The sequence below is a fragment of the Pseudomonas sp. IT-P44 genome, assembly GCF_949768225.1.
GTDB classification, from domain to species: Bacteria; Pseudomonadota; Gammaproteobacteria; order Pseudomonadales; family Pseudomonadaceae; genus Aquipseudomonas; species Aquipseudomonas migulae.
Map to the genome: position 1 here is coordinate 90,193 of NZ_CATKQM010000007.1, position 19,764 is coordinate 109,956.

Sequence of the window (19,764 nt, forward strand, 5' to 3'; positions counted from 1 at the left end):
CGGCAATGAACCTGACTATTCCATATTCAGAGCAGTATTGAACGACCCTCGCCATGCCCCTGAACATCGTGAGCAACCGCCGTCTGGGTCAAGAGCGCACTGAATTCATGACCTGCTTCGTCCAGACAACATCCGGGCAAGGGTGTTATCACCGACCCAATAGTGATGGAACAGGCCAGCGAGCGCATGCAGGCCGATCAGCCAGTAGCCGCTGGTGCCAAGCCATTCGTGCCAGTACTTGAATCGCTTGGCCAGATCCGGATCCACCGACACCGGTGCCGACAGATAGAAGTCGAAATACGGCAAGGGCTTGCCCCCCGCAGCCAGCATCAACCAGGCCATCAGTGGCGTCACAATCATCAAGCCATACAGCGCCAGGTGCATCAGATGTGACAGGCCGGTCTGCCAGGCCGGCGGCGTGGGAGTGATCGGTGGACGCGGCGTCAGACGCCCGAGCAGGCGAATCCAGACCAGAGCGAAAATGCTTATCCCGAACAGCCCATGCAACCCCAGGAACAGAGCTCGCGCGTTGCTGCCGCGTGGCAGCAGCCCTTTGATCTCAATGCAGGCATACACGCCGACGAACAGCGCCAACATCAGCCAGTGCAGGGTGATCGACAGCTTTGCGTAACGATCTGTGGCTATCTCGCGGGTCATAAACACGCCTCATCAAAATTTAGGACGACTGCCGTGCGACAGCCTCTGAGCGGTTGCTTTGAACCGGCGGCACGCAGCCTGTCGGTCAAAACTTAAGACAGTCTGAAGAACAGCGCTCAACGAACCTTTTTCCACCTTCAGACTTCATTAAGAAATGCCTCGGATACTCCCCCCAAACTTATAGAGGGAGGCGTTCCGCCCATGCCCGATTTCGACTGGAACATTGCACTGCCGCTGCACTTCGGCCAGGCAGAAACGCCACAGATCGTCCTGTCCCGCGCCTTGCCGGGCGATGAACAGAGGCCGGTATTCGAGAACTTTATCCAGCAACGCTTTCGCAAGGTTCACGGCGCAGACATTCGTCAATTCATGCCGCAGTTGTTCGGCATAAGCAGCAGCGACGGCGAACTGTGCGCGGTCGCCGGGGTACGCCTGGGCCGTGACGAGCCGTTGTTTCTGGAGCGTTATCTGGACAAACCGATCCAGACATTGATCAGCGCCGTGGTGGGGCGCCCGGTGGACCCTGCCGGCATTGTCGAGGTCGGCAATCTGGCCGCCACCGACACCGGAAATGCCCGGATGAGCATCATTGCCATTACCTACCTGCTGGCCATGGGCGGGCTGGAATGGGTGGCATTCACCGGCAACATGGGCCTGGTCAACAGCTTTCACCGACTGGGCCTGAAACCGGTGACTCTCTGCGCCGCCGACCCGCAGCGACTGGGCGACGACCGGCACAGTTGGGGCAGCTACTACGAAAGCAAACCCTGGGTTCACGTCGGCAACATCCGCGCCGGCTTCATTCATCTGCGCAACATCGGTCTGTTCAGCCGGCTGGGCTTGCCATCGTCCCTTGACGGAGCCTGCCATGTCGCCTGAATGCCACCGATTCGAGCAGGCCTTGCGCAGCCATGCCGAGCACAAGAGCAACGTCATTGCCCTGTGGGGCGACACCCTGAAAATCGATTACGCCACGCTGTACGCTGAAGTGAAGTACCGCCAGCAACGTCTGCGTGATGAACAGGCAAGCGTCATCGCCCTGGCTCTGGACAACGGCGTCGAGGCCATACTCTGGGACTTGGCCGCGCTGTTCGAAGGCCTTGCTTGCGTGACCTTGCCCCCCTTCTTCAGCCCCGCACAGCGTGCCCACTGCCTGGAACAGAGCCAGGCAGAACGAGTGATTGCCGAACCGGAATTCGAAGCCGAACTGCTCGTTGCCGGCTATGAGAAAAGCGCCGAGTTCTGGCGACGCCCGTTCGCCGGCCCGAGCCCGATGCACCCCGGCACGGCCAAACTGACCTTCACCTCCGGCACCACCGGGACTCCCAAAGGCGTGTGCCTGAGCGCCGACAGCTTGTTGCGGGTAGCGCGGGAACTGGATCAGGCCAGCAAACCCACTGAACCACAGCATCACCTGGCGCTGTTGCCGCTGGCGATCCTGCTGGAGAACCTGGGCTGCTACGCCGCGCTCTACGCCGGTGCCACCCTGAGCCTGCCGAGCCAGAAAACCCTGGGCATCCGGGGCGCCAGCGGCGTCGATGTACCGCGCCTGCTCGGTTGCCTGGCCAGTCGTTCGCCCGAGAGCCTGATTCTGGTGCCGCAACTGCTGCTGATGCTGGTCAGCGCAACCGAACAGAACGCGTTCAATCCGCAAACACTGCGCTTTGCCGCCGTCGGTGGCGCGCGAGTCTCTAAGGACTTATTGCAACGCGCCCGGCACGTCGGCCTGCCGGTCTATGAAGGTTACGGCCTGTCCGAATGCGCTTCGGTCGTCTGCCTCAATCGCCCCGCAGCGTACCGTGCAGGTAGCGTCGGCCGGCCCCTGCCCCACGTCGAAGTGAAACTGGCCGAAGACGGTGAGGTACTGATCAAGGGCTCGCTCTTGCTCGGTTACCTGGGTGAGCCGGCCTACACCGACGAGTGGTGGCACAGCGGCGATCTGGGGGAGTTCGACGCGCAGGGTTTCCTCTTCCTCAACGGTCGCAAAAAGCATCAATTCATCACCAGCTACGGGCGCAACGTCAACCCCGAATGGGTCGAAGCGGAACTCACCCAACGCCACCACATCGCCCAGGCTTTTGTGTATGGCGAGGCCCTGCCGCGAAATCACGCATTGCTGTGGCCCAACCGCCCGGACTGCACGGACGAACAACTGGCTGCTGCCGTCGCCGAAGCCAACGACGCGTTGCCCGATTATGCCCAGGTGCATCACTGGACACGCCTGAATGAACCCTTCACTGCCGCCAATGGCCTGCTGACCGCCAATGGCCGCCCGCGCCGGGACGCCATCGTCGCGTTATACCGCGCACAACTGACCGAATTCCCCCATTCCGAGGAGCCCGCATCATGACGTTTTTCGACACCCTGCAAGAAGCCACTCAACAAGAGCGCCACGAACTGTTCAACCTGCCGATCATCCTCGATGCGCTGCAAGGCCAGGTCAGTCTTGAAAGCTATCGGGCGTTTCTCGCTCAGGCGTACTACCACGTGCGCCACACCGTGCCGCTGATGATGGCGTGCGGCGCGCGCCTGCCCACACGCCTGGAATGGCTGCGCAAGGCGGTATGTGAATACATCGAGGATGAATACGGCCACGAACAATGGGTGCTCGACGACATAGCCGCCTGTGGCGGTGATCGCGAAGCGGTGCGCAACGGCCAGCCCTCGCTGCCGATCGAACTGATGGTCGGTTTTCTCTACGACCTGATTGCCCGGGGCAACCCGGTGGGGCTGTTCGGCATGGTCAACGTACTGGAAGGCACCAGCATCGCCCTGGCGACTCACGCGGCGGGCAGCATCCGTGAGCACTTGGCCTTGCCGGAAAGCGCCTTCAGTTATTTGAGCTCCCACGGTTCGCTGGACATCGAGCACATGCAGACCTATCGCCGGCTCATGAATCAACTCGACGACAGCGCCGACCAGGCCGCCGTGATCCATGCCTCGAAAGTAGTGTACCGGCTTTACGCCGACATGTTCCGCGGTTTGCCGGGCCGCCTGGAAGTCCAACATGCAGCTGCATGAGGCCCGTGTGGTCCTGACCGGCGCGAGTGGCGGCATCGGCATGGAGATCGCCAGCGCACTGTGCGCCGCCGGTGCCCGGGTCCTGGCCGTGGCTCGTCACCAGGAGTCACTGCTGCCGCTGCTCGCGCGCTATCCGCAGAATCTGCACTGGGTGGCCGCCGACCTGACGTTGCCCTTTGACCGGCACAAGGTACTGGCCGCCGTTGAGGCCATCGGTGGCATCAACCTGTTGATCAATGCCGCCGGCGTCAATCATTTCGCCATGCTGGAGCAGCTCGATGACAGCGACATCAACGCCATGTTGGCGGTCAACGTCAGTGCACCGATTTGCATGACCAAGCTGCTGTTGCCGCAGCTCAAGCAAGCCGACAGTGCCATGGTGGTGAATGTCGGCTCGACCTACGGTTCGATCGGCTACCCCGGTTATGCCAGTTACTGCGCCACCAAGTTTGCCCTGCGCGGTTTTTCCGAAGCCCTGCGCCGGGAACTGGCGGATACCCGGGTCAGTGTTCTGTACGTGGCACCTCGCGCCACACGCACATCGATGAACAGCGCGGCGGCCCAAGCCCTGAACGATGCCCTCAAGGCCAATGTCGACGACCCGAAAACCGTGGCCTCGGCCGTCCTCCACGCAATCGCCGGCGACCACCGCGACCTTTACCTGGGCTGGCCGGAACGTTTTTTCGTGCGTCTCAACAGCCTGTTGCCCAACCTGGTGGATCGAGGCCTGCGCAAGCAATTGCCACTGATCCGCCGTCTGAGCCACAAACCCGAGAACGAGCAAAAACCATGAAAAAAATCTTTGCCTGCCTTTTGATAGGCGCCTTCAGCCAGATCGCCTGGGCCCTCGACAGCGCTGACCAGCAACGCCTCTCTGCCCTCCAGCAGAGTTGGGCGCACATTCAATACGAAATGCCGGAAAAACAACGCGAGCAAGCCTTCGAACAACTGGCCGCGCAAGCCTCCGCCTTCAGCCAGGAACGCCCGGCCGTGGCCGAAGCGTGGATCTGGAAGGGCATTGTCACCAGCAGTTGGGCCGGCGCCCAAGGCGGGCTCGGGGCATTGGGCAAAGCCAAAGACGCCAAGGCTGACCTGGAAAAATCCCTGACTCTGGACCCCAAAGCCCTGCAAGGCTCGGCTTACACCAGCCTCGGCGCACTGTATGACCGCGTACCGGGCTGGCCCATCGGTTTTGGTGATTCAGACAAGGCCGAACAACTGCTCAAGCTTGCCTTGCAGATGAACCCCAATGGCATCGACAGCCTGTACTTTTGGGGCGATCACCTTTACCGTCAAAAGCGCTACTCTGAGGCCAAGGCAGCGTTGCAAAAGGCGCTGCTGGCCGCCCCTCGCCCCAACCGCGAAACGGCCGACGCCGGGCGCCGCAAAGAGATCGAGACGTTGCTGGTGGACGTAAACAGAAAACTCGACTGACAGGAGTTCGCGTGCGTTTATTACTGATCGAGGATGACGTCGCCCTCGGCGAAGGCATTCACCAGGCCCTCGGGCGCGAAGGCTACACCGTCGACTGGATCAAGGACGGCAGCAGCGCCCTGCATGCCTTGCTCAGTGAAACCTTCGACCTGGCCGTGCTTGATCTCGGCCTGCCGCGCATGGACGGTCTCGAAGTGCTGCGACGCCTGCGCGACAGCGGTTCCAACTTGCCGGTCCTGATACTCACTGCCCGCGATGCCACCGAAGACCGCATCGCCGGGCTGGATGCCGGCGCCGATGACTATCTGATCAAACCGTTCGACCTGGCCGAACTCAAAGCCCGGTTGCGCGCCCTGCTGCGGCGCAGCGCCGGACGCGCTCAAATGCTGATCAAGCACGCTGGCATCAGCCTCAACCCCGGCACGCAGCAGGTCAGCTATCTTGGCCAGCCCGTGGGGCTGACACCCAAGGAATACCAGTTGTTGCACGAATTGCTCTCGCCACCGGGTCGCGTCATGACCCGCGATCATTTGATGCAACTGCTGTACGGCTGGAATGAAGAAGCGGAAAGCAACACCCTGGAAGTGCACATCCACCACCTGCGCAAGAAATTCTCCACCGACCTGATCCGCACCGTTCGTGGTGTGGGCTATCTGGTGGAGGAACGTCGATGACGTCGATCCGTCGCCGTACGCTGACGCTGATCATCGGCTTGATGCTCGCCGGGCTGGCGGTGATCAGCCTGTTTAACGTGCACGACAGCAACCACGAAATCGCCGAGGTCTACGATGCGCAACTGGCGCAGAATGCCCGCCTGTTGCAAGGCGTGATGCGCATGCCGTTGGCGAGTCAGGAACATGCGGATCTGTACCAGGCGTTCAATACGGCGCTGGGCGAGGCAGTGCCTCGCGGCGATGGTCATCCGTACGAAAGGAAAATCGCCTTTCAGGTGTGGAGTCCCAAAGGTGAAGTGTTGGTGCACACCGCCAGTGCGCCCTCGTTCGGCACGCCACCGAACACACCCGGTTTCAGTGATGTGGTGGATTTGAACAATCGTCACTGGCGCGCCTTTGTCCTTGAAGACAAACAAAATGGCCTGCGTATCTGGGTCGGTGAACGTGACGATGTGCGGGCGGATCTGGTTGATCGCATTGTCCGCCACACCCTGTGGCCGAACATGCTGGGCAGCCTGATCCTCGCGGCGATGGTTTGGCTGGCCATCGGCTGGGGGCTCAAGCCGTTAGCCGATATGGCCGCGACCCTGCGCGCACGCCATAGCGGCTCGCTGGAGCCGCTGCAAATGACACCGCTGCCCAGCGAACTGGAACCGATGCAGGCGGCACTCAACCGCATGCTTGCGCAAATTCAGGACGTGCTCGGACGTGAGCGGCGCTTCATTGCCGACGCCGCCCACGAAATGCGCACGCCCTTGGCCGTCTTGCGGGTGCACGCACAAAACCTGCTGGAGGCCGGCACCGAAAATGACCGACGCGAATCACTTGAACACCTGATCGCCGGCGTCGATCGTGCCAGCCGGCTGGTCAACCAATTGCTGACCATGGCACGTCTCGAACCGAAGACGGCAGCCAAAATCCCGCCCCCCATTGACCTCACAGCCACCGTTCGAGAAAGCCTGGTGCAGTTGACTCCCTGGCTTTTGAGCAAAGGACTTGAACTGGTTTTCGATGCGGATGATGACATCGGCCCGGTCAGGATCGATTCGGCCGACATCCACATTGCCTTGAACAATTTAGTGACGAATGCGGCAAATTTTTCGCCGGCTAACGGTTTGATCAGCGTGCGCCTGGAAAGAAAAGCAGATCGCTATGAGTTATCCGTCGAGGACGAAGGCCCGGGAATCGAAGAGTCGGAACGCAATCGGCTCCTTGAGCGCTTTTACAGCCGTGGCAATGGCCAAGGGGCAGGCCTGGGGCTGGCCATCGTCAAGGCAATCGCAGATCGTACGGGAGGGGAAATCAAACTGGAAAACCGGACGCCAACGGGGACCCGTGCGACGTTAGTGATTTGTCCTCGCTAAGTTGAGTTTGAGTTAACAAGACCCAGAAAAACGACAAAGCCCCGATTGCTCGGGGCTTTGTCGTTTCTGGTGTTTGGGAAAGCTTGCCTCAATCCGCCTGCACGGTGACTTGCTGCTGTTCGCCCAACCCTGCGATGCCCAGGCGTATGGTCTGCCCCGGACGCAGGAAAACCGGCTGTGGCTTGATGCCCAAACCGACGCCCGGTGGCGTGCCCGTCGAAATCACATCGCCAGGTTGCAGGCTCATGCAACGACTCAGGTAAGCAATCAGTTGCGGCACGTTGAAGATCAGCGTCCGCGTATTCCCTTGCTGGTAGCGGTGTCCGTCGACATCGAGCCACAGGTCCAGCGCATGCGGATCGGTGATTTCATCGCGGGTTACCAGCCACGGGCCGAGCGGACCGAAGGTATCGAAGCCTTTGCCCTTGTCCCAGGTGCCGCCACGCTCCAGTTGCCATTCGCGCTCAGAGACATCGTTGATCACGCAATAGCCGGCGACATGCTCCATGGCGTTGGCTTCATCGATGTTGCGCCCGCCTTTGCCGATGACCACGCCGAGTTCGACTTCCCAATCGGTCTTCTTTGAACCGCGCGGGATCTCGATGTTGTCGTTCGGGCCGCAGATGGCACTGGTCCATTTATTGAAGATGATCGGCTCTTTCGGCACTTCCATGTTCGACTCGGCCGCATGGTCGGCGTAGTTCAGACCAATGCAGACGAATTTGCCGACCTGGCCGACGCAGGCGCCTATCCGTGGCTTACCGGCAACGATGGGCAGGCTGGACGGATCGATGGCGGCAAGCGTCGCCAGGCTTTCCGGGCTCAGGGCCAGTCCGGCGATGTCCGGTACATGCGCCGAGAGGTCGCGGATCTGATTATCGGCATCCAGCAGGCCCGGTTTTTCCGAACCTTTTTCGCCATAACGCAACAGTTTCATTTAGTTCTCCTGCTCAAACCGAAAGTGCGAAGCGGGTTTCAGATGCTCATGCCGCCATCGATGACATGCACACCGCCTGTGGTGTAGGCGGACGCATCGCTGCCCAGGTACAAAGCCAACTGGGCGATCTCGTCGGCACTGCCGATGCGACCCATGGGTTGGCGGTCAAGAAATTGCTGGTAGACCCGTGCTTCGTCGACGCCTTGTTGCGCGGCCTGTGCGGCAATGCGCTGACGCAGCGACGGCGATTCCACGGTACCGGGGCAAATGGCGTTGCAGCGAATGCCCTGACTGATGAAGTCGGCGGCAACCGCCTTGGTCAGCCCTACCACCGCCGCTTTGCTGGCAGCATAGGCAAAACGGTTGGGCACGCCCTTGATGCTGGAAACCACCGATGACATGTTGATGACTGATCCACCTCCGCGTTCCAGCATGCCCGGCAGGAACGCGCGGATCATGCGGTACATGGCGGTGACGTTGATGTCCATCGACCGCGCCCAGTCCGCTTCATCGCATTCGAGAATGTTGCCACTGTGCACGTAGCCTGCGCAGTTGAACAGCACGTCCAGTGCGCCGATGCGCTCACTGATTTCGCTGATGGCGGTGGTCGAGGTCACGTCCAGGGTAATCGCCGTTATGCCTTCAAGCCCTTCCAGCCTGCTGATATCGAGGTCCGTGGCAAACACTTCGGCACCGGCCCGGGCAAAGGCAATGGCGCTGGCCATGCCGATACCCTGCCCCGCCGCCGTGATCAGCACCCGTTTGTTCTGCAGGTTCATGCAGCCTCCAGCTTCGCGGTGAGGGGTGCTGTTTTAGGGGTTCTGCCGAGCATCGACGCGGGAATGGCGAGGATCAGCCCGCCGCTGACGAACAAGCACAGCGCCAGAACGTAGGTGCCGTTGTTGATATTGCCTGTCAGGTTTTCAGCGACGGCGGTGATCATCGAGCCGGTGAAACCGGAGAGGTTGCCGAAGGCGTTGATCATGCCGATACCCGCCGCAGCGGCGACGCCGGAAAGCACGGTCCCCGGCAGGGTCCAGTAAATCGGCATCAGGCTGAGGATCCCCGAGGCAGATACGCTGAGGAACAACACGGACAACACCAGGTTGTCGGCGAAATACGCGCTCAGGATCAACCCCAAACCACCGATGAAGGCCGGAATCGCCGCGTGCATACGACGCTCACCGGTCCGGTTGGAGTGCCGTGCGTTGAGCAGCATCGCAACCGTGGCAATCGAATAGGGAATGGCGGTCAGGAGGCCAATGTGCAAGCTGTTGGTGATGCCGGTGCTCTTGATGATCGAGGGCATCCAGAACGCCAGGCCGTAGAAGCCGGTGTTGAAGGTCAGCAGGATCAGGACCAGCAACCACACCCGTGGATTGAAAAACACCTCGCTCAGGCGCGAAGCCTTGCCCTGGTTATCGGTTTGCAGATTGGCCTTGAGCAAGGCTTTCTCCGCAGCGGACAGCCATTTGGCGGAGTCGATGTTGTTGGCCAGGCAGACGATGACGACGAACGCCATGATGATCGAGGGAATGCCTTCGATGATCAGCATCCATTGCCATCCGGACATGCCCTGCACGCCTTGCATGCTGCTCATCAACCAACCGGAAAGGATCCCGCCCAGGGTCAGGCTGACCGGCAAAGCCATCAGGAACCCGGACATCACCCGGCTTTGCCGATGGGTCGGAAACCAGTAGTTGAGGTACAGAATCACACCCGGGAAAAAGCCGGCTTCACAGATGCCCAACAAGAAGCGCAGCACGTAGAACATCGTGCTCGATTCGATGTGGAAGAAACCCGCCAGCGGTACGGTGAACGCCACGGCCATGGAGATTACGGCCCAGGTCAACATGATCCGGGCAATCCAGAAGCGCGCGCCGTAGCGATGCAGCAACAGGTTGCTTGGCACTTCAAACAGGAAGTAGCCCCAGAAGAACATACTGGCGCCCAAGGCATAGACGGTGTTGCTGAACTGCAGCTCGTTGAGCATGTCGAGTTTGGCAAAGCCGATATTGACCCGGTCCAGGTAAGCCGCCATGTAACACAGGAGCAGGACAGGAAGAATTCGCCAGATCACCTTGCGGTAGGTCCGGTCTTCAAATTCGAGTGCGCTGGCCTGCGCCTGCGCGGGCAATTGCTCGGATATCGTTTGCATGAGGTAACCCCTGGGCATGTGGACATGCCTGATTGTTTTTATCGAATGGGTCAGGCCAAGTGAACCGTTCACTCGGCATAGCGCAATGACTAGAGTGCTTCGGTGGTTTTTTCTCCGTTGACCAGGCGCGTCAGTCCCAATGGGTTGCGGTTTTTCAGCGCGTCAGGAAGCAAGGCGTCCGGGAAATTCTGGTAGCACACCGGGCGCAGGAAGCGATCGATGGCCAATGTGCCAACCGAGGTGCCACGGGCATCGGATGTCGCCGGCCAAGGACCGCCGTGGACCATGGCATCGCAGACTTCCACACCGGTGGGGTAACCATTGACCAGTACGCGACCGACTTTTTGCTCAAGCAGCGCCACCAGGTCGGCGGACTGTTCCAACTCTGCCGTCTCCCCCAGCAAGGTCGCGGTCAGTTGGCCGCGTAAACCGTGCAAGGCCGCCAACAGTTCGGCCCGATCGGCCACCTCGACCACCACGGTGGCCGGACCGAAGATTTCTTCCTGCAGCAACTCGTTGCCCGTCAGCAGCAAGCTGGCATCGGCCTGGAACAATTGCGCCTGCGCCTTGTTGCCCTGCTGTGCCCGCCCTGCCAGATGAATGATCTGTGGATGCGCCAGCAACGTTTCGCAACCGTGAACGTAACTGCGCAGGCCGCCCGCATTGAGCATGGTTTGCGCGGGCTGATCAGCCATCAAGGCACTGAGCGTCTGCACAAAGTGGCTGAAGGCCGGTGAGCGAATGCCGATGACCAGGCCGGGATTGGTGCAGAACTGCCCCGCGCCCATGACCACCGACGCCGCCAGTTCGGTAGCGATGCGCTCGCCGCGCACTTGCAATGCCTCGGGCAGGACCAGCACCGGGTTGATGCTGCTCATCTCGGCAAATACCGGGATCGGTTGCGGGCGGGCGGCGGCCATGTCGCACAGCGCCCTGCCGCCCTTGAGTGAACCGGTGAAACCGACGGCCTGAATCAGCGGATGCTTGACCAGCGTTTCACCCACGCCGGCACCGAAGATCATGTTGAACACGCCTTCAGGCATGCCGGTATGTTCGGCGGCGCGAACGATGGCTTCGGCCACTCGTTCGGCGGTCGCCATGTGTCCACTGTGGGCTTTGAACACCACTGGGCAACCGGCGGCGAGCGCAGCCGCGGTGTCACCTCCAGCGGTAGAAAATGCCAACGGAAAGTTACTGGCGCCGAACACCGCCACCGGGCCGACACCCAGGCGACACTGACGCAGATCGACGCGCGGCAAGGGTTGGCGTGCCGGGAGTGGCAGATCGATGCGTGCACCGTAGAAGTCGCCGCGACGCAGGGTCTGGGCGAACAGGCGCATCTGGCCGCTGGTGCGAGCGCGTTCGCCCTGGATGCGTGCCGCCGGCAAAGCGGTTTCCTGGCAGACCAGGGCAACGAAATCATCGCCCAGTGCATCCAGCTCTGTGGCAATGGCCTCAAGGAACTCGGCACGACGGGCGGCCGGCAGATGACGATAAACCGGATAGGCCTGGGCGGCGGCCGTTGCCGCGGCGTCCACTTCCTCGACCGTGGCCTGAATGAAGGCCGTGGGCAAAGGTTGCCCGGTCGTCGCATCAACGCTGTGCAACACCACCGATCCGGCGGCGCTGCGGCCTCCCGCGATGAAATTGTGTCCGGACAGTTCGGGCATGACAGTCTCCTGACCCTGATTGAAAGCTGGTCGCTACTGTACTGTCGCGAATCGATTCTTTCCCAATGGCATTTTTGGATTAACCGATAACGATCCGTTATCGAAATGACCGATAAACCCCATCGGATTTAACTCGCCGAATCGTTGTTCAAACGGGCGTTGTCCTTGAGTATTTCGGCAAATTCCAGAGCCGCCCCCACCAGTTGCTCGCCCTTGCGGGTGAGGATGCCGTAGTCCTGCGGGACCAAATGCAAAGGCGTATCCAGCGTCTTGAGCTGACCGCTTTCGAGCAGTGGGTTGACCATGGCATTGGGCAGCATCCCGATCATCGGCCCACGCTGCAGCACCTGGAGGAAGGTCTGCATCGAAATGGTGTCGACGGTGTTGCGAGGCATGCCCACGCCGGCTTCGGCGAACGCGAGTTCCATGCGCCCGCGAATCGGCGTACCCACCGGGTAAAGAATCCATGGCAAGTCCACCAGTTGCTCCAACGAGATGGGGCCGACACCTGCCAGCGGGTGGCGGTCGTTGACCACAATGCAGAACGGTTCGGGAGCCAGCGGTTGAAAGTCGTACCGCTGCTGCTGGCTTTGATCGGTGAAACGGGCGATGGCCAGGTCCAGCTTCTTCTCTTCAAGCATTTCCATCAGGTGGTTACTGGTTTGCTCCACCACCTCGATCGACAGCAATGGCCAACGCTGTTTGATCTGCAAGATCGCCTCGGGCAGGGCCACCGCCGTAGCGGCAAATATTCCGCCGACCTTGAGGTGACCGTGCCCCCCCTCGCGCAGGCTGCTGATTTGCTCGACGAAGGAGCGCGCATCGTTCAAGGCGATTTGCGCATAGCGCAACACGTGTTCGCCCAGCGCCGTGGGCGGCATGGCCCGTGGTTGGCGCTCGAACAAGGCGAAACCGAGCAGGCTTTCGATCTCTTTGAGCATCTTGCTGATGGCCGGCTGGCTGAGGTTCATCTGTTGCGCCGCCAGGTGCATGTTACGGGTGCGCCCCAACGTGTCGATCAGCAGCAAATGCCTGAACTTGAGCCAACCGCAGAAACTGGAGAAGGACAGATCTGACATGAACACGCCTCGCACAGGTAATAACCGCAAGTTATCGAATACTGAATTTATCTCATTGGAGTTTATCGACTGTCCGTCCTAGCGTGAAGTCTTTACGAACCAGGAAGATGCCCCATGTCGCTATTGCTTACTCCCGAAAACACCCTGCCCGTCGATGGCGTCGCCGGTACCTTGATCGGCCGCGCCTGGGTACCAGGCCAGATCGCCGGACCCTCGCCGATCGTCCTGCGCGCCGACGGCGTGTTCGATCTGTCGGAGCGCTTCGCGACCCTGAGTGACTTGCTGGAATCGGACGCTCCTCTGTCGGCAGTGCGCGAGACACCGGGCACCTTCATTGCCAGCATCGAAGCCTTGCTCGCCAACACCGGACCTGACGCCGACCCGTCCCGACCTTACCTGCTGGCCCCTCTGGACTTGCAGGTGATCAAGGCCGCCGGCGTGACCTTCGCCGCCAGCATGATCGAGCGTGTGATCGAGGAGCAGGCCGGTGGTGACGCCGCCAAAGCCGAAGCCGTGCGGGCCACCGTGCATGGCGTAATCGGTGACAACCTGCGTTCGATCGTTCCTGGCTCAGAGCAGGCCATGCGTCTGAAAGACTTGTTGATCGAACAAGGCATGTGGTCGCAATACCTGGAAGTGGGCATCGGCCCGGACGCGGAAATCTTCACCAAGGCACCGGTTCTGGCCTCTGTTGGCAGCGGCAGCCGGATTGGCATTCATCCGGGTTCGCAGTGGAACAACCCGGAACCGGAAGTGGTGCTGGCGGTGAACAGTCGCGGGCAGATTCACGGTGCGACCCTGGGCAACGACGTCAACCTGCGAGACTTTGAAGGCCGCAGCGCGCTGTTGCTGAGCAAGGCCAAGGACAACAACGCATCCTGCTCGATCGGGCCGTTCATCCGCCTGTTCGACGAGCATTTCAGCCTGGACGATGTCCGCGCCTGCGTGGTCGACCTTGAGGTGCAAGGTGAGGATGGTTACCGGATGCACGGATCGAGCTCCATGAGCCAGATCAGCCGTGACCCGCAGGACCTCGCCGGCCAGACCCTCAACGCCAATCACCAGTACCCCGATGGTTTCCTGCTGTTTCTCGGTACCCTGTTCGCGCCCACCGAAGATCGCGATCATGTCGGCAGTGGTTTCACCCACAAACTGGGGGACCAGGTCAGCATCAGCAGCCCGTTGCTCGGCAGCCTGCACAATCAGGTGACCCACAGCTGCGAGGCGACGCCATGGACCTTTGGCGTGAGCGCCTTGCTGCGTAACCTGGCGTCCCGAGGACTGCTGCCACGCTGAGCCGGAACAGATTGTCGATTCATCCAATTACAAGAGAGACATGAATCATGAGTGACACCCCTAAACGCCGTCTGCGCAGCGAGCAATGGTTCAACGACCCTGCCCACGCGGACATGACTGCCCTGTATGTCGAACGCTACATGAACTACGGCATGACCCGAGAAGAGCTGCAATCGGGTCGCCCGATCATTGGCATCGCCCAGACCGGCAGCGACCTGACACCTTGCAACCGTCATCACCTGGAACTCGCGCAGCGGGTCAAGGCCGGCATTCGTGATGCCGGTGGCATCCCCATGGAATTCCCCGTCCACCCGATCGCCGAACAGTCACGCCGGCCGACTGCCGCACTGGATCGGAACCTGGCCTATCTGGGACTGGTGGAGATTCTCCACGGTTATCCGCTGGATGGTGTTGTACTCACCACCGGTTGCGACAAGACCACCCCGGCCTGCCTGATGGCCGCCGCCACCACTGACCTGCCGTCCATTGTGCTGTCCGGCGGGCCGATGCTCGACGGTCATCACAAGGGCGAACTGATCGGCTCCGGCACCGTGCTCTGGCACGCGCGCAACCTGATGGCGGCCGGTGAAATCGATTACGAAGGCTTCATGGAAATGACCACCGCGGCATCGCCTTCGGTGGGTCACTGCAACACCATGGGCACCGCACTGTCGATGAACGCACTGGCCGAAGCGCTGGGCATGTCGTTGCCCGGTTGCGCGAGTATTCCGGCGCCCTACCGCGAGCGCGGTCAAATGGCCTACGCCACCGGCAAGCGCATTTGCGAACTGGTGATGCAGGATGTACGCCCGTCACACATCATGACCCGCGAAGCCTTCGAAAACGCCATCGCCGTCGCGTCGGCGCTCGGCGCGTCAAGCAACTGCCCTCCGCACCTGATCGCCATCGCCCGGCACATGGGCGTCGAGTTGAGCCTGGATGACTGGCAACGGATTGGCGAAGATGTGCCGCTGCTGGTCAATTGCATGCCGGCCGGCAAATACCTGGGCGAAGGTTTCCATCGCGCGGGCGGCGTGCCATCGGTCATGCATGAACTGCAAAAAGCCGGGCGCCTGCACGAAGACTGCGCCACGGTCAGCGGCAAGACGATCGGCGAAATCGTCAGCAGCAGTCTGACCAGCAACGCTGACGTGATCTATCCCTTCGAGACCCCTCTCAAACATCGCGCGGGCTTCATCGTTCTCAGCGGCAACTTCTTCGATAGCGCAATCATGAAAATGTCGGTGGTCGGCGAGGCGTTCCGCAAGACCTATCTATCCGAGCCAGGCGCAGAAAACAGCTTTGAAGCACGGGCAATTGTGTTCGAAGGACCGGAGGACTATCACGCCCGAATCGACGACCCGGCGCTGGAAATCGACGAGCGTTGCATCCTGGTGATTCGTGGTGCCGGCACCGTGGGCTACCCCGGTAGCGCCGAAGTGGTGAACATGGCGCCACCGGCAGCACTGATCAAGCAAGGCATCGACTCTCTGCCGTGCCTGGGCGACGGTCGCCAGAGCGGCACCTCGGCCAGCCCTTCGATCCTCAACATGTCTCCGGAAGCCGCTGTCGGCGGAGGTTTGGCGCTGCTGAAAACCAACGACCGCCTGCGCGTGGACCTCAACGCAAGATCGGTAAACCTGCTGGTCGACGAAGCCGAAATGGCCCGCCGTCGCGCCGAGTGGACGCCCAACATCCCCGCGTCCCAAACGCCCTGGCAAGAGCTGTACCGGCAATTGGTTGGACAGTTATCGACGGGCGGATGCCTGGAGCCGGCCACCCTGCATATGCGGGTCATCGCTCGAAGTGGCGGCGAGCCGCGTCATTCGCACTGACGGTTTTTGCGCAGCCCTGCTATTTCGGCCGGGCAGAATCTGCTGATCGATGGCGGCGCGATTCGCTCAAGTCAGCAGGTCCGCCGCTGCGCATCGCTCTTCGAGCAAACGCACGAACATGGTCAGGCTTTGCGACACCGTGCCCCGGCGCCACACCAGCCAGGTTCGCAAATAGCGAAAGGACTCAGACAACGGCCACACACTCACGGTGGTGCAGCCCGGCATGCTTTCGAGCATGCTGCGCGGCATCAGCGCCAGGCCGGCACCGGAGCTGACACAGGCCAGCATGCCGTGATAGGACTCCATTTCGAAAATCTTGCCGGGTACTGCGGCGTCCTTGGCGAACCAGCTTTCAAAGTGGTGGCGATAAGAGCAATTGGAGCGAAAGGCGTAGATGTTTTCGCCGTTCACGTCTTGCGCGCGGTGGATCGGGGCATGGTTGAGCGGCGCGATCAGCACCATCTCTTCCTCGAAGGCCGGCACGCCCTCCAGTGCCGGGTGCAGCACCGGACCGTCGACAAACGCAGCGGCCAATCGACCCGAGAGCACGCCGTCGATCATGGTTCCGGAAGGACCGGTGGACAAGGCCAGCTCGACCTTGGCGTGCTTCTGGTTATAGGCGGCCAACAGCCCAGGAATACGCACCGCCGCCGTGCTCTCCAGCGAACCGAGGGGAAACGATCCTTGCGGCTCTTCCCCGGCAACCGTCGCGCGGGCCTCCTGGACCAGGTCGAGGATGCGGCGGGCATAGTCGAGAAAACTCCAACCGGCCGGCGACAGCCGCAGGCGGCTTTTCTCGCGGATAAACAGGTCCACGCCCAGATCCTGCTCCAGTTGCTTGATCCGCGTCGTCAGGTTCGACGGCACCCGATGGATATGCTGAGCGGCCACGCTGATGCTGCCGTGCTCGGCGACAGCTTTGAAAATTTCGAGCTGAACCAGATCCAAGTCATTCTCCAAACGTGAACGGTACGATCAGTATTATTCAGTTTCCAGAAAACAAATGCCACCGTAGTCTGAACCCATCCCCACCCCGCAGGACGGTGCCATGACCCATGTTTCCAGCCTCACCCATGCCATTTCGATCAACCCCGCCACCGGCAAGCAGATCGGCCACTACCCTTTTGAATCCGATGCGGCGCTGCAATCCGCACTGTCACGCGCTGCGGCCGGGTTTCGTGCCTGGCGCGGCACACCGGTGGCGCAACGCGCGCAACGGCTGATCGCCCTGGCCAACGTCTTGCGCAACAACGCAGAAGCGATGGCAACCATGATCACCCTGGAGATGGGGAAGCCGATCAGTCAGGCCCGTGGCGAAATCGAAAAGTGTGCGCAGCTCTGCGAATGGTACGCCGAGCACGGCCCGGCCATGCTCAACGCTGAACCGACGCTGGTTGAGGGCGGGAAAGCACGCATTGAATACCGCCCGCTCGGCCCGATTCTCGCGGTAATGCCGTGGAACTTCCCGATCTGGCAGGTTCTGCGCGGCGCCGTTCCGGTACTGCTCGCCGGCAACACCTACGTGCTCAAACACGCACCAAACGTGATGGGCAGCGCTTACCTGTTGCTGGACGCCTTCAAGCAAGCCGAATTCCCTGAAGGGGTTTTCGAAGTCATCAACGTCACGCCGGACGGCGTTTCCACGGCGATCAAAGATTCACGCATTGCAGCGGTGACCCTCACCGGCAGCGTGCGGGCCGGCATGGCCATCGGCGCGCAGGCCGGTGCAGCGTTGAAAAAATGTGTATTGGAGCTCGGTGGTTCCGACCCCTTTATCGTGCTCAACGATGCCGACCTCGACGATGCGGTGAAAGCCGCCGTCATTGGCCGTTATCAAAACACCGGGCAAGTCTGCGCAGCGGCCAAACGCCTGATTGTCGAGCAAGGCATCGTCGAGGAGTTCACACGCAAGTTCGTCGAAGCCACGCGCAAACTGGTGGTCGGTGATCCACTCGCCGCCACCACGTACGTCGGCCCGATGGCCCGCTTTGATCTGCGTGATGAACTGGATCAACAAGTGCGCGATACCCTGGAAGAAGGCGCGACATTGTTGCTGGGTGGCAAGAAAGCAGAAGGCCCCGGCAACTTCTACGAGCCAACGGTTTTCGCTGATGTCACCGACCAGATGACCTCGTTCAAGCAGGAACTGTTTGGCCCGGTCGCGTCGATCATCACCGCACGCGATGCCGCCCACGCGCTGGAACTGGCAAATGACAGTGAATTCGGCCTCGCTGCGACTATCTACACCGGCAACGTAGAACGTGCCCAACAGATGGCCGGCGAACTGGAAACCGGTGGCGTATTCATCAACGGTTACTGCGCCTCCGATCCGCGCGTCACCTTCGGCGGCGTGAAGAAGAGCGGTTTTGGTCGCGAGCTTTCGCACTTCGGCGTGCGGGAATTCTGCAACGCGCAGACGGTGTGGCTGGATCGTCACTAAGTGCAGGGATGAAGCCTTGAAAGCTGGCTCCAGGTGAATTTTGTGGCGCCTTCAAGGCATAAAAAAGCTGCCGCTTCATAAGCGGCAGCTGATGGTTTATCGGCTGGAGGTTCGCTGCGGGACTGAGCAAAACCCAGGCATGACCATTCTTCAAAAGCGCAGGATTTACTCAAGAAGCGCCTTGGACAACTCACGGACATGCACGCCAACCACTCTGGCCGCCTTCGACAGCGGATGCTGGTGGGTAAACGCCAAGGCAATCGTCCGTTTGATTTCCGGCCTGGTGATTCGCACGGCATCGAGCAACCCGCGTTCGACATCGTCCTGCACCGCCAGAAAAGGCAGGATGGTGAACGCTCCGCCTGTCGTCGCCACATCCTTCATTGCGTTCAGCGTGTCGACTTCGATAGCCACGTTCAACGAGAGCTGATGTTTGCGCGCCAACTGGTCCAGGGTGGTCCGTAACCCGTTGGGGCGAGAAGGCAGGATCAGCGGAAAATCCGCCAACGCAGCAAACTCGATCGATTGCTTGAGCCCATTGAGGCTTCCCGCTTTACCTACCAGGTACGTATCAACGACGCCGAGGGTTTCTTCGTCACGCGCGTTGGATATGCCGTAGCGATTAACGACTATCAGGTCCAGCGCACCTGCTGCCAGTTGCTCATCAAGATCACCGCTGAAGCCCTCGACCACATGCAGGCGTACGCCGGGGGCATGGGTTTGCAGCTTGGTGAACAGCATGGGCAGCAACCTTCTCGACATCGACGGCAGCACACCGATGTGCACCGTCCCTGCCGGCACGCCTGAGGACTCCCTGACCAACGTTTCCAGGCGCTCGGCCTGAGCGAGCAGCAAACGAATCTCCGGTAGCACAAGCCGCCCAAAATCCGAGACGACCAGACCACGCCCAGTGCGCACGAATAGCTGATCGCCCCACTCGACCTCCAGTTGCGCCAGTTGCCGGCTGACCAGCGACTGAGCGGTGCCCAGTGCCACTGCGGTTCGGGAAATAGACCCGAGCTCGTCCATCAGCAGCACGCTTTGTAGCTGTTTCAGATTCATCAACCTCGCCCTCAGCGCCCTCATCCAGTGCTCGAAACATAAACGACAGCCCTGCATCAAGCCATCACTATTTGATGTATCTGATATCGCCTTTATGACACTTCCAGATGGGTATGGCGCTCCCTAGACTCGTATCA

At 60.8% G+C, this 19,764-nt stretch carries 18 protein-coding genes; 10 read left to right on the forward strand and 8 right to left on the reverse strand.

Annotation, left to right across the window (positions count from 1 at the left end; all coding sequences use genetic code 11):
- Positions 1 to 105 precede the first annotated feature (105 nt).
- Entirely contained in the window at positions 106 to 657 is a 552-nt protein-coding gene (locus ACM6IO_RS03615) for a cytochrome b (RefSeq protein WP_414910964.1), read from the reverse strand.
- Positions 658 to 858: 201 nt separating this feature from the next.
- Between ACM6IO_RS03615 and ACM6IO_RS03620 the strand changes: the two genes are divergently transcribed.
- From ACM6IO_RS03620 to ACM6IO_RS03650, 7 genes are read left to right on the forward strand one after another with little or no spacing between them, the layout of a single operon-like run.
- On the forward strand, positions 859 to 1,536 hold the full coding sequence (locus tag ACM6IO_RS03620; protein WP_414910965.1) for a thermostable hemolysin: 678 nt from the start codon (positions 859 to 861) through the stop codon (positions 1,534 to 1,536).
- Positions 1,526 to 3,007, forward strand: a complete 1,482-nt coding sequence (locus ACM6IO_RS03625; protein WP_414910966.1) for an AMP-binding protein — start codon at positions 1,526 to 1,528, stop codon at positions 3,005 to 3,007. The genes ACM6IO_RS03620 and ACM6IO_RS03625 overlap by 11 nt, the downstream gene beginning before the upstream one ends.
- Positions 3,004 to 3,678, forward strand: coding sequence for a TenA family transcriptional regulator (locus ACM6IO_RS03630; RefSeq protein ID WP_008028063.1), 675 nt, complete (start codon positions 3,004 to 3,006; stop codon positions 3,676 to 3,678). The genes ACM6IO_RS03625 and ACM6IO_RS03630 overlap by 4 nt, the downstream gene beginning before the upstream one ends.
- Positions 3,665 to 4,471: an SDR family oxidoreductase gene (locus ACM6IO_RS03635; RefSeq protein WP_008039066.1), complete on the forward strand. Its 807-nt coding sequence runs from the start codon at positions 3,665 to 3,667 to the stop codon at positions 4,469 to 4,471. The genes ACM6IO_RS03630 and ACM6IO_RS03635 overlap by 14 nt, the downstream gene beginning before the upstream one ends.
- Positions 4,468 to 5,112, forward strand: coding sequence for a tetratricopeptide repeat protein (locus ACM6IO_RS03640; RefSeq protein WP_192228338.1), 645 nt, complete (start codon positions 4,468 to 4,470; stop codon positions 5,110 to 5,112). Before ACM6IO_RS03635 ends, ACM6IO_RS03640 begins: the two co-directional genes overlap by 4 nt.
- Positions 5,113 to 5,123: 11 nt before the next feature.
- Positions 5,124 to 5,786 carry a response regulator gene (locus tag ACM6IO_RS03645; protein WP_414910967.1) on the forward strand — a complete coding sequence of 221 codons (663 nt, stop codon included), beginning with the start codon at positions 5,124 to 5,126 and terminating at the stop codon, positions 5,784 to 5,786.
- A complete protein-coding gene (locus ACM6IO_RS03650) occupies positions 5,783 to 7,150 on the forward strand; it encodes a sensor histidine kinase (RefSeq protein WP_414910968.1) in 1,368 nt (455 codons plus the stop codon). The genes ACM6IO_RS03645 and ACM6IO_RS03650 overlap by 4 nt, the downstream gene beginning before the upstream one ends.
- A gap of 88 nt (positions 7,151 to 7,238) precedes the next feature.
- Here ACM6IO_RS03650 and ACM6IO_RS03655 read toward each other — a convergent pair whose 3' ends face one another.
- The 5 genes from ACM6IO_RS03655 to ACM6IO_RS03675 all read right to left on the reverse strand — a co-directional run bounded on the left by ACM6IO_RS03655 (position 7,239) and on the right by ACM6IO_RS03675 (position 12,994).
- Complete coding sequence (locus ACM6IO_RS03655; protein WP_008024786.1) at positions 7,239 to 8,087, reverse strand: ureidoglycolate lyase; 849 nt, start codon at positions 8,085 to 8,087, stop codon at positions 7,239 to 7,241.
- 38 nt (positions 8,088 to 8,125) lie between these two features.
- Positions 8,126 to 8,866, reverse strand: coding sequence for an SDR family oxidoreductase (locus ACM6IO_RS03660; RefSeq protein WP_223414821.1), 741 nt, complete (start codon positions 8,864 to 8,866; stop codon positions 8,126 to 8,128).
- On the reverse strand, positions 8,863 to 10,245 hold the full coding sequence (locus ACM6IO_RS03665) for an MFS transporter (RefSeq protein WP_032832480.1): 1,383 nt from the start codon (positions 10,243 to 10,245) through the stop codon (positions 8,863 to 8,865). The genes ACM6IO_RS03660 and ACM6IO_RS03665 overlap by 4 nt, the downstream gene beginning before the upstream one ends.
- 89 nt (positions 10,246 to 10,334) lie before the next feature.
- A complete protein-coding gene (locus ACM6IO_RS03670; RefSeq protein ID WP_280161518.1) occupies positions 10,335 to 11,915 on the reverse strand; it encodes an aldehyde dehydrogenase (NADP(+)) in 1,581 nt (526 codons plus the stop codon).
- Positions 11,916 to 12,043: 128 nt separating this feature from the next.
- Positions 12,044 to 12,994 carry a LysR family transcriptional regulator gene (locus tag ACM6IO_RS03675; RefSeq protein ID WP_008024779.1) on the reverse strand — a complete coding sequence of 317 codons (951 nt, stop codon included), beginning with the start codon at positions 12,992 to 12,994 and terminating at the stop codon, positions 12,044 to 12,046.
- A 114-nt stretch (positions 12,995 to 13,108) separates the two neighbouring features.
- Here ACM6IO_RS03675 and ACM6IO_RS03680 point away from each other — a divergent pair, with 114 nt between their 5' ends.
- Together ACM6IO_RS03680 and ACM6IO_RS03685 are read left to right on the forward strand one after the other, a co-directional pair.
- Complete coding sequence (locus ACM6IO_RS03680) at positions 13,109 to 14,290, forward strand: fumarylacetoacetate hydrolase family protein (RefSeq protein WP_414910969.1); 1,182 nt, start codon at positions 13,109 to 13,111, stop codon at positions 14,288 to 14,290.
- Between the two features lie 47 nt (positions 14,291 to 14,337).
- Positions 14,338 to 16,125: an IlvD/Edd family dehydratase gene (locus ACM6IO_RS03685; RefSeq protein ID WP_008024776.1), complete on the forward strand. Its 1,788-nt coding sequence runs from the start codon at positions 14,338 to 14,340 to the stop codon at positions 16,123 to 16,125.
- 66 nt (positions 16,126 to 16,191) lie between these two features.
- Here ACM6IO_RS03685 and ptrR read toward each other — a convergent pair whose 3' ends face one another.
- On the reverse strand, positions 16,192 to 17,073 hold the full coding sequence (gene ptrR / locus ACM6IO_RS03690; protein ID WP_192415615.1) for a putrescine utilization regulator PtrR: 882 nt from the start codon (positions 17,071 to 17,073) through the stop codon (positions 16,192 to 16,194).
- Positions 17,074 to 17,173: 100 nt separating this feature from the next.
- On the opposite strand from ptrR, the gene ACM6IO_RS03695 reads away from it, so the two are divergent.
- Positions 17,174 to 18,565: an aldehyde dehydrogenase family protein gene (locus ACM6IO_RS03695; protein WP_414910970.1), complete on the forward strand. Its 1,392-nt coding sequence runs from the start codon at positions 17,174 to 17,176 to the stop codon at positions 18,563 to 18,565.
- Between the two features lie 165 nt (positions 18,566 to 18,730).
- Here ACM6IO_RS03695 and ACM6IO_RS03700 read toward each other — a convergent pair whose 3' ends face one another.
- Positions 18,731 to 19,627, reverse strand: a complete 897-nt coding sequence (locus tag ACM6IO_RS03700) for a LysR family transcriptional regulator (protein WP_192228345.1) — start codon at positions 19,625 to 19,627, stop codon at positions 18,731 to 18,733.
- Between the last annotated feature and the right edge of the window lie 137 nt (positions 19,628 to 19,764).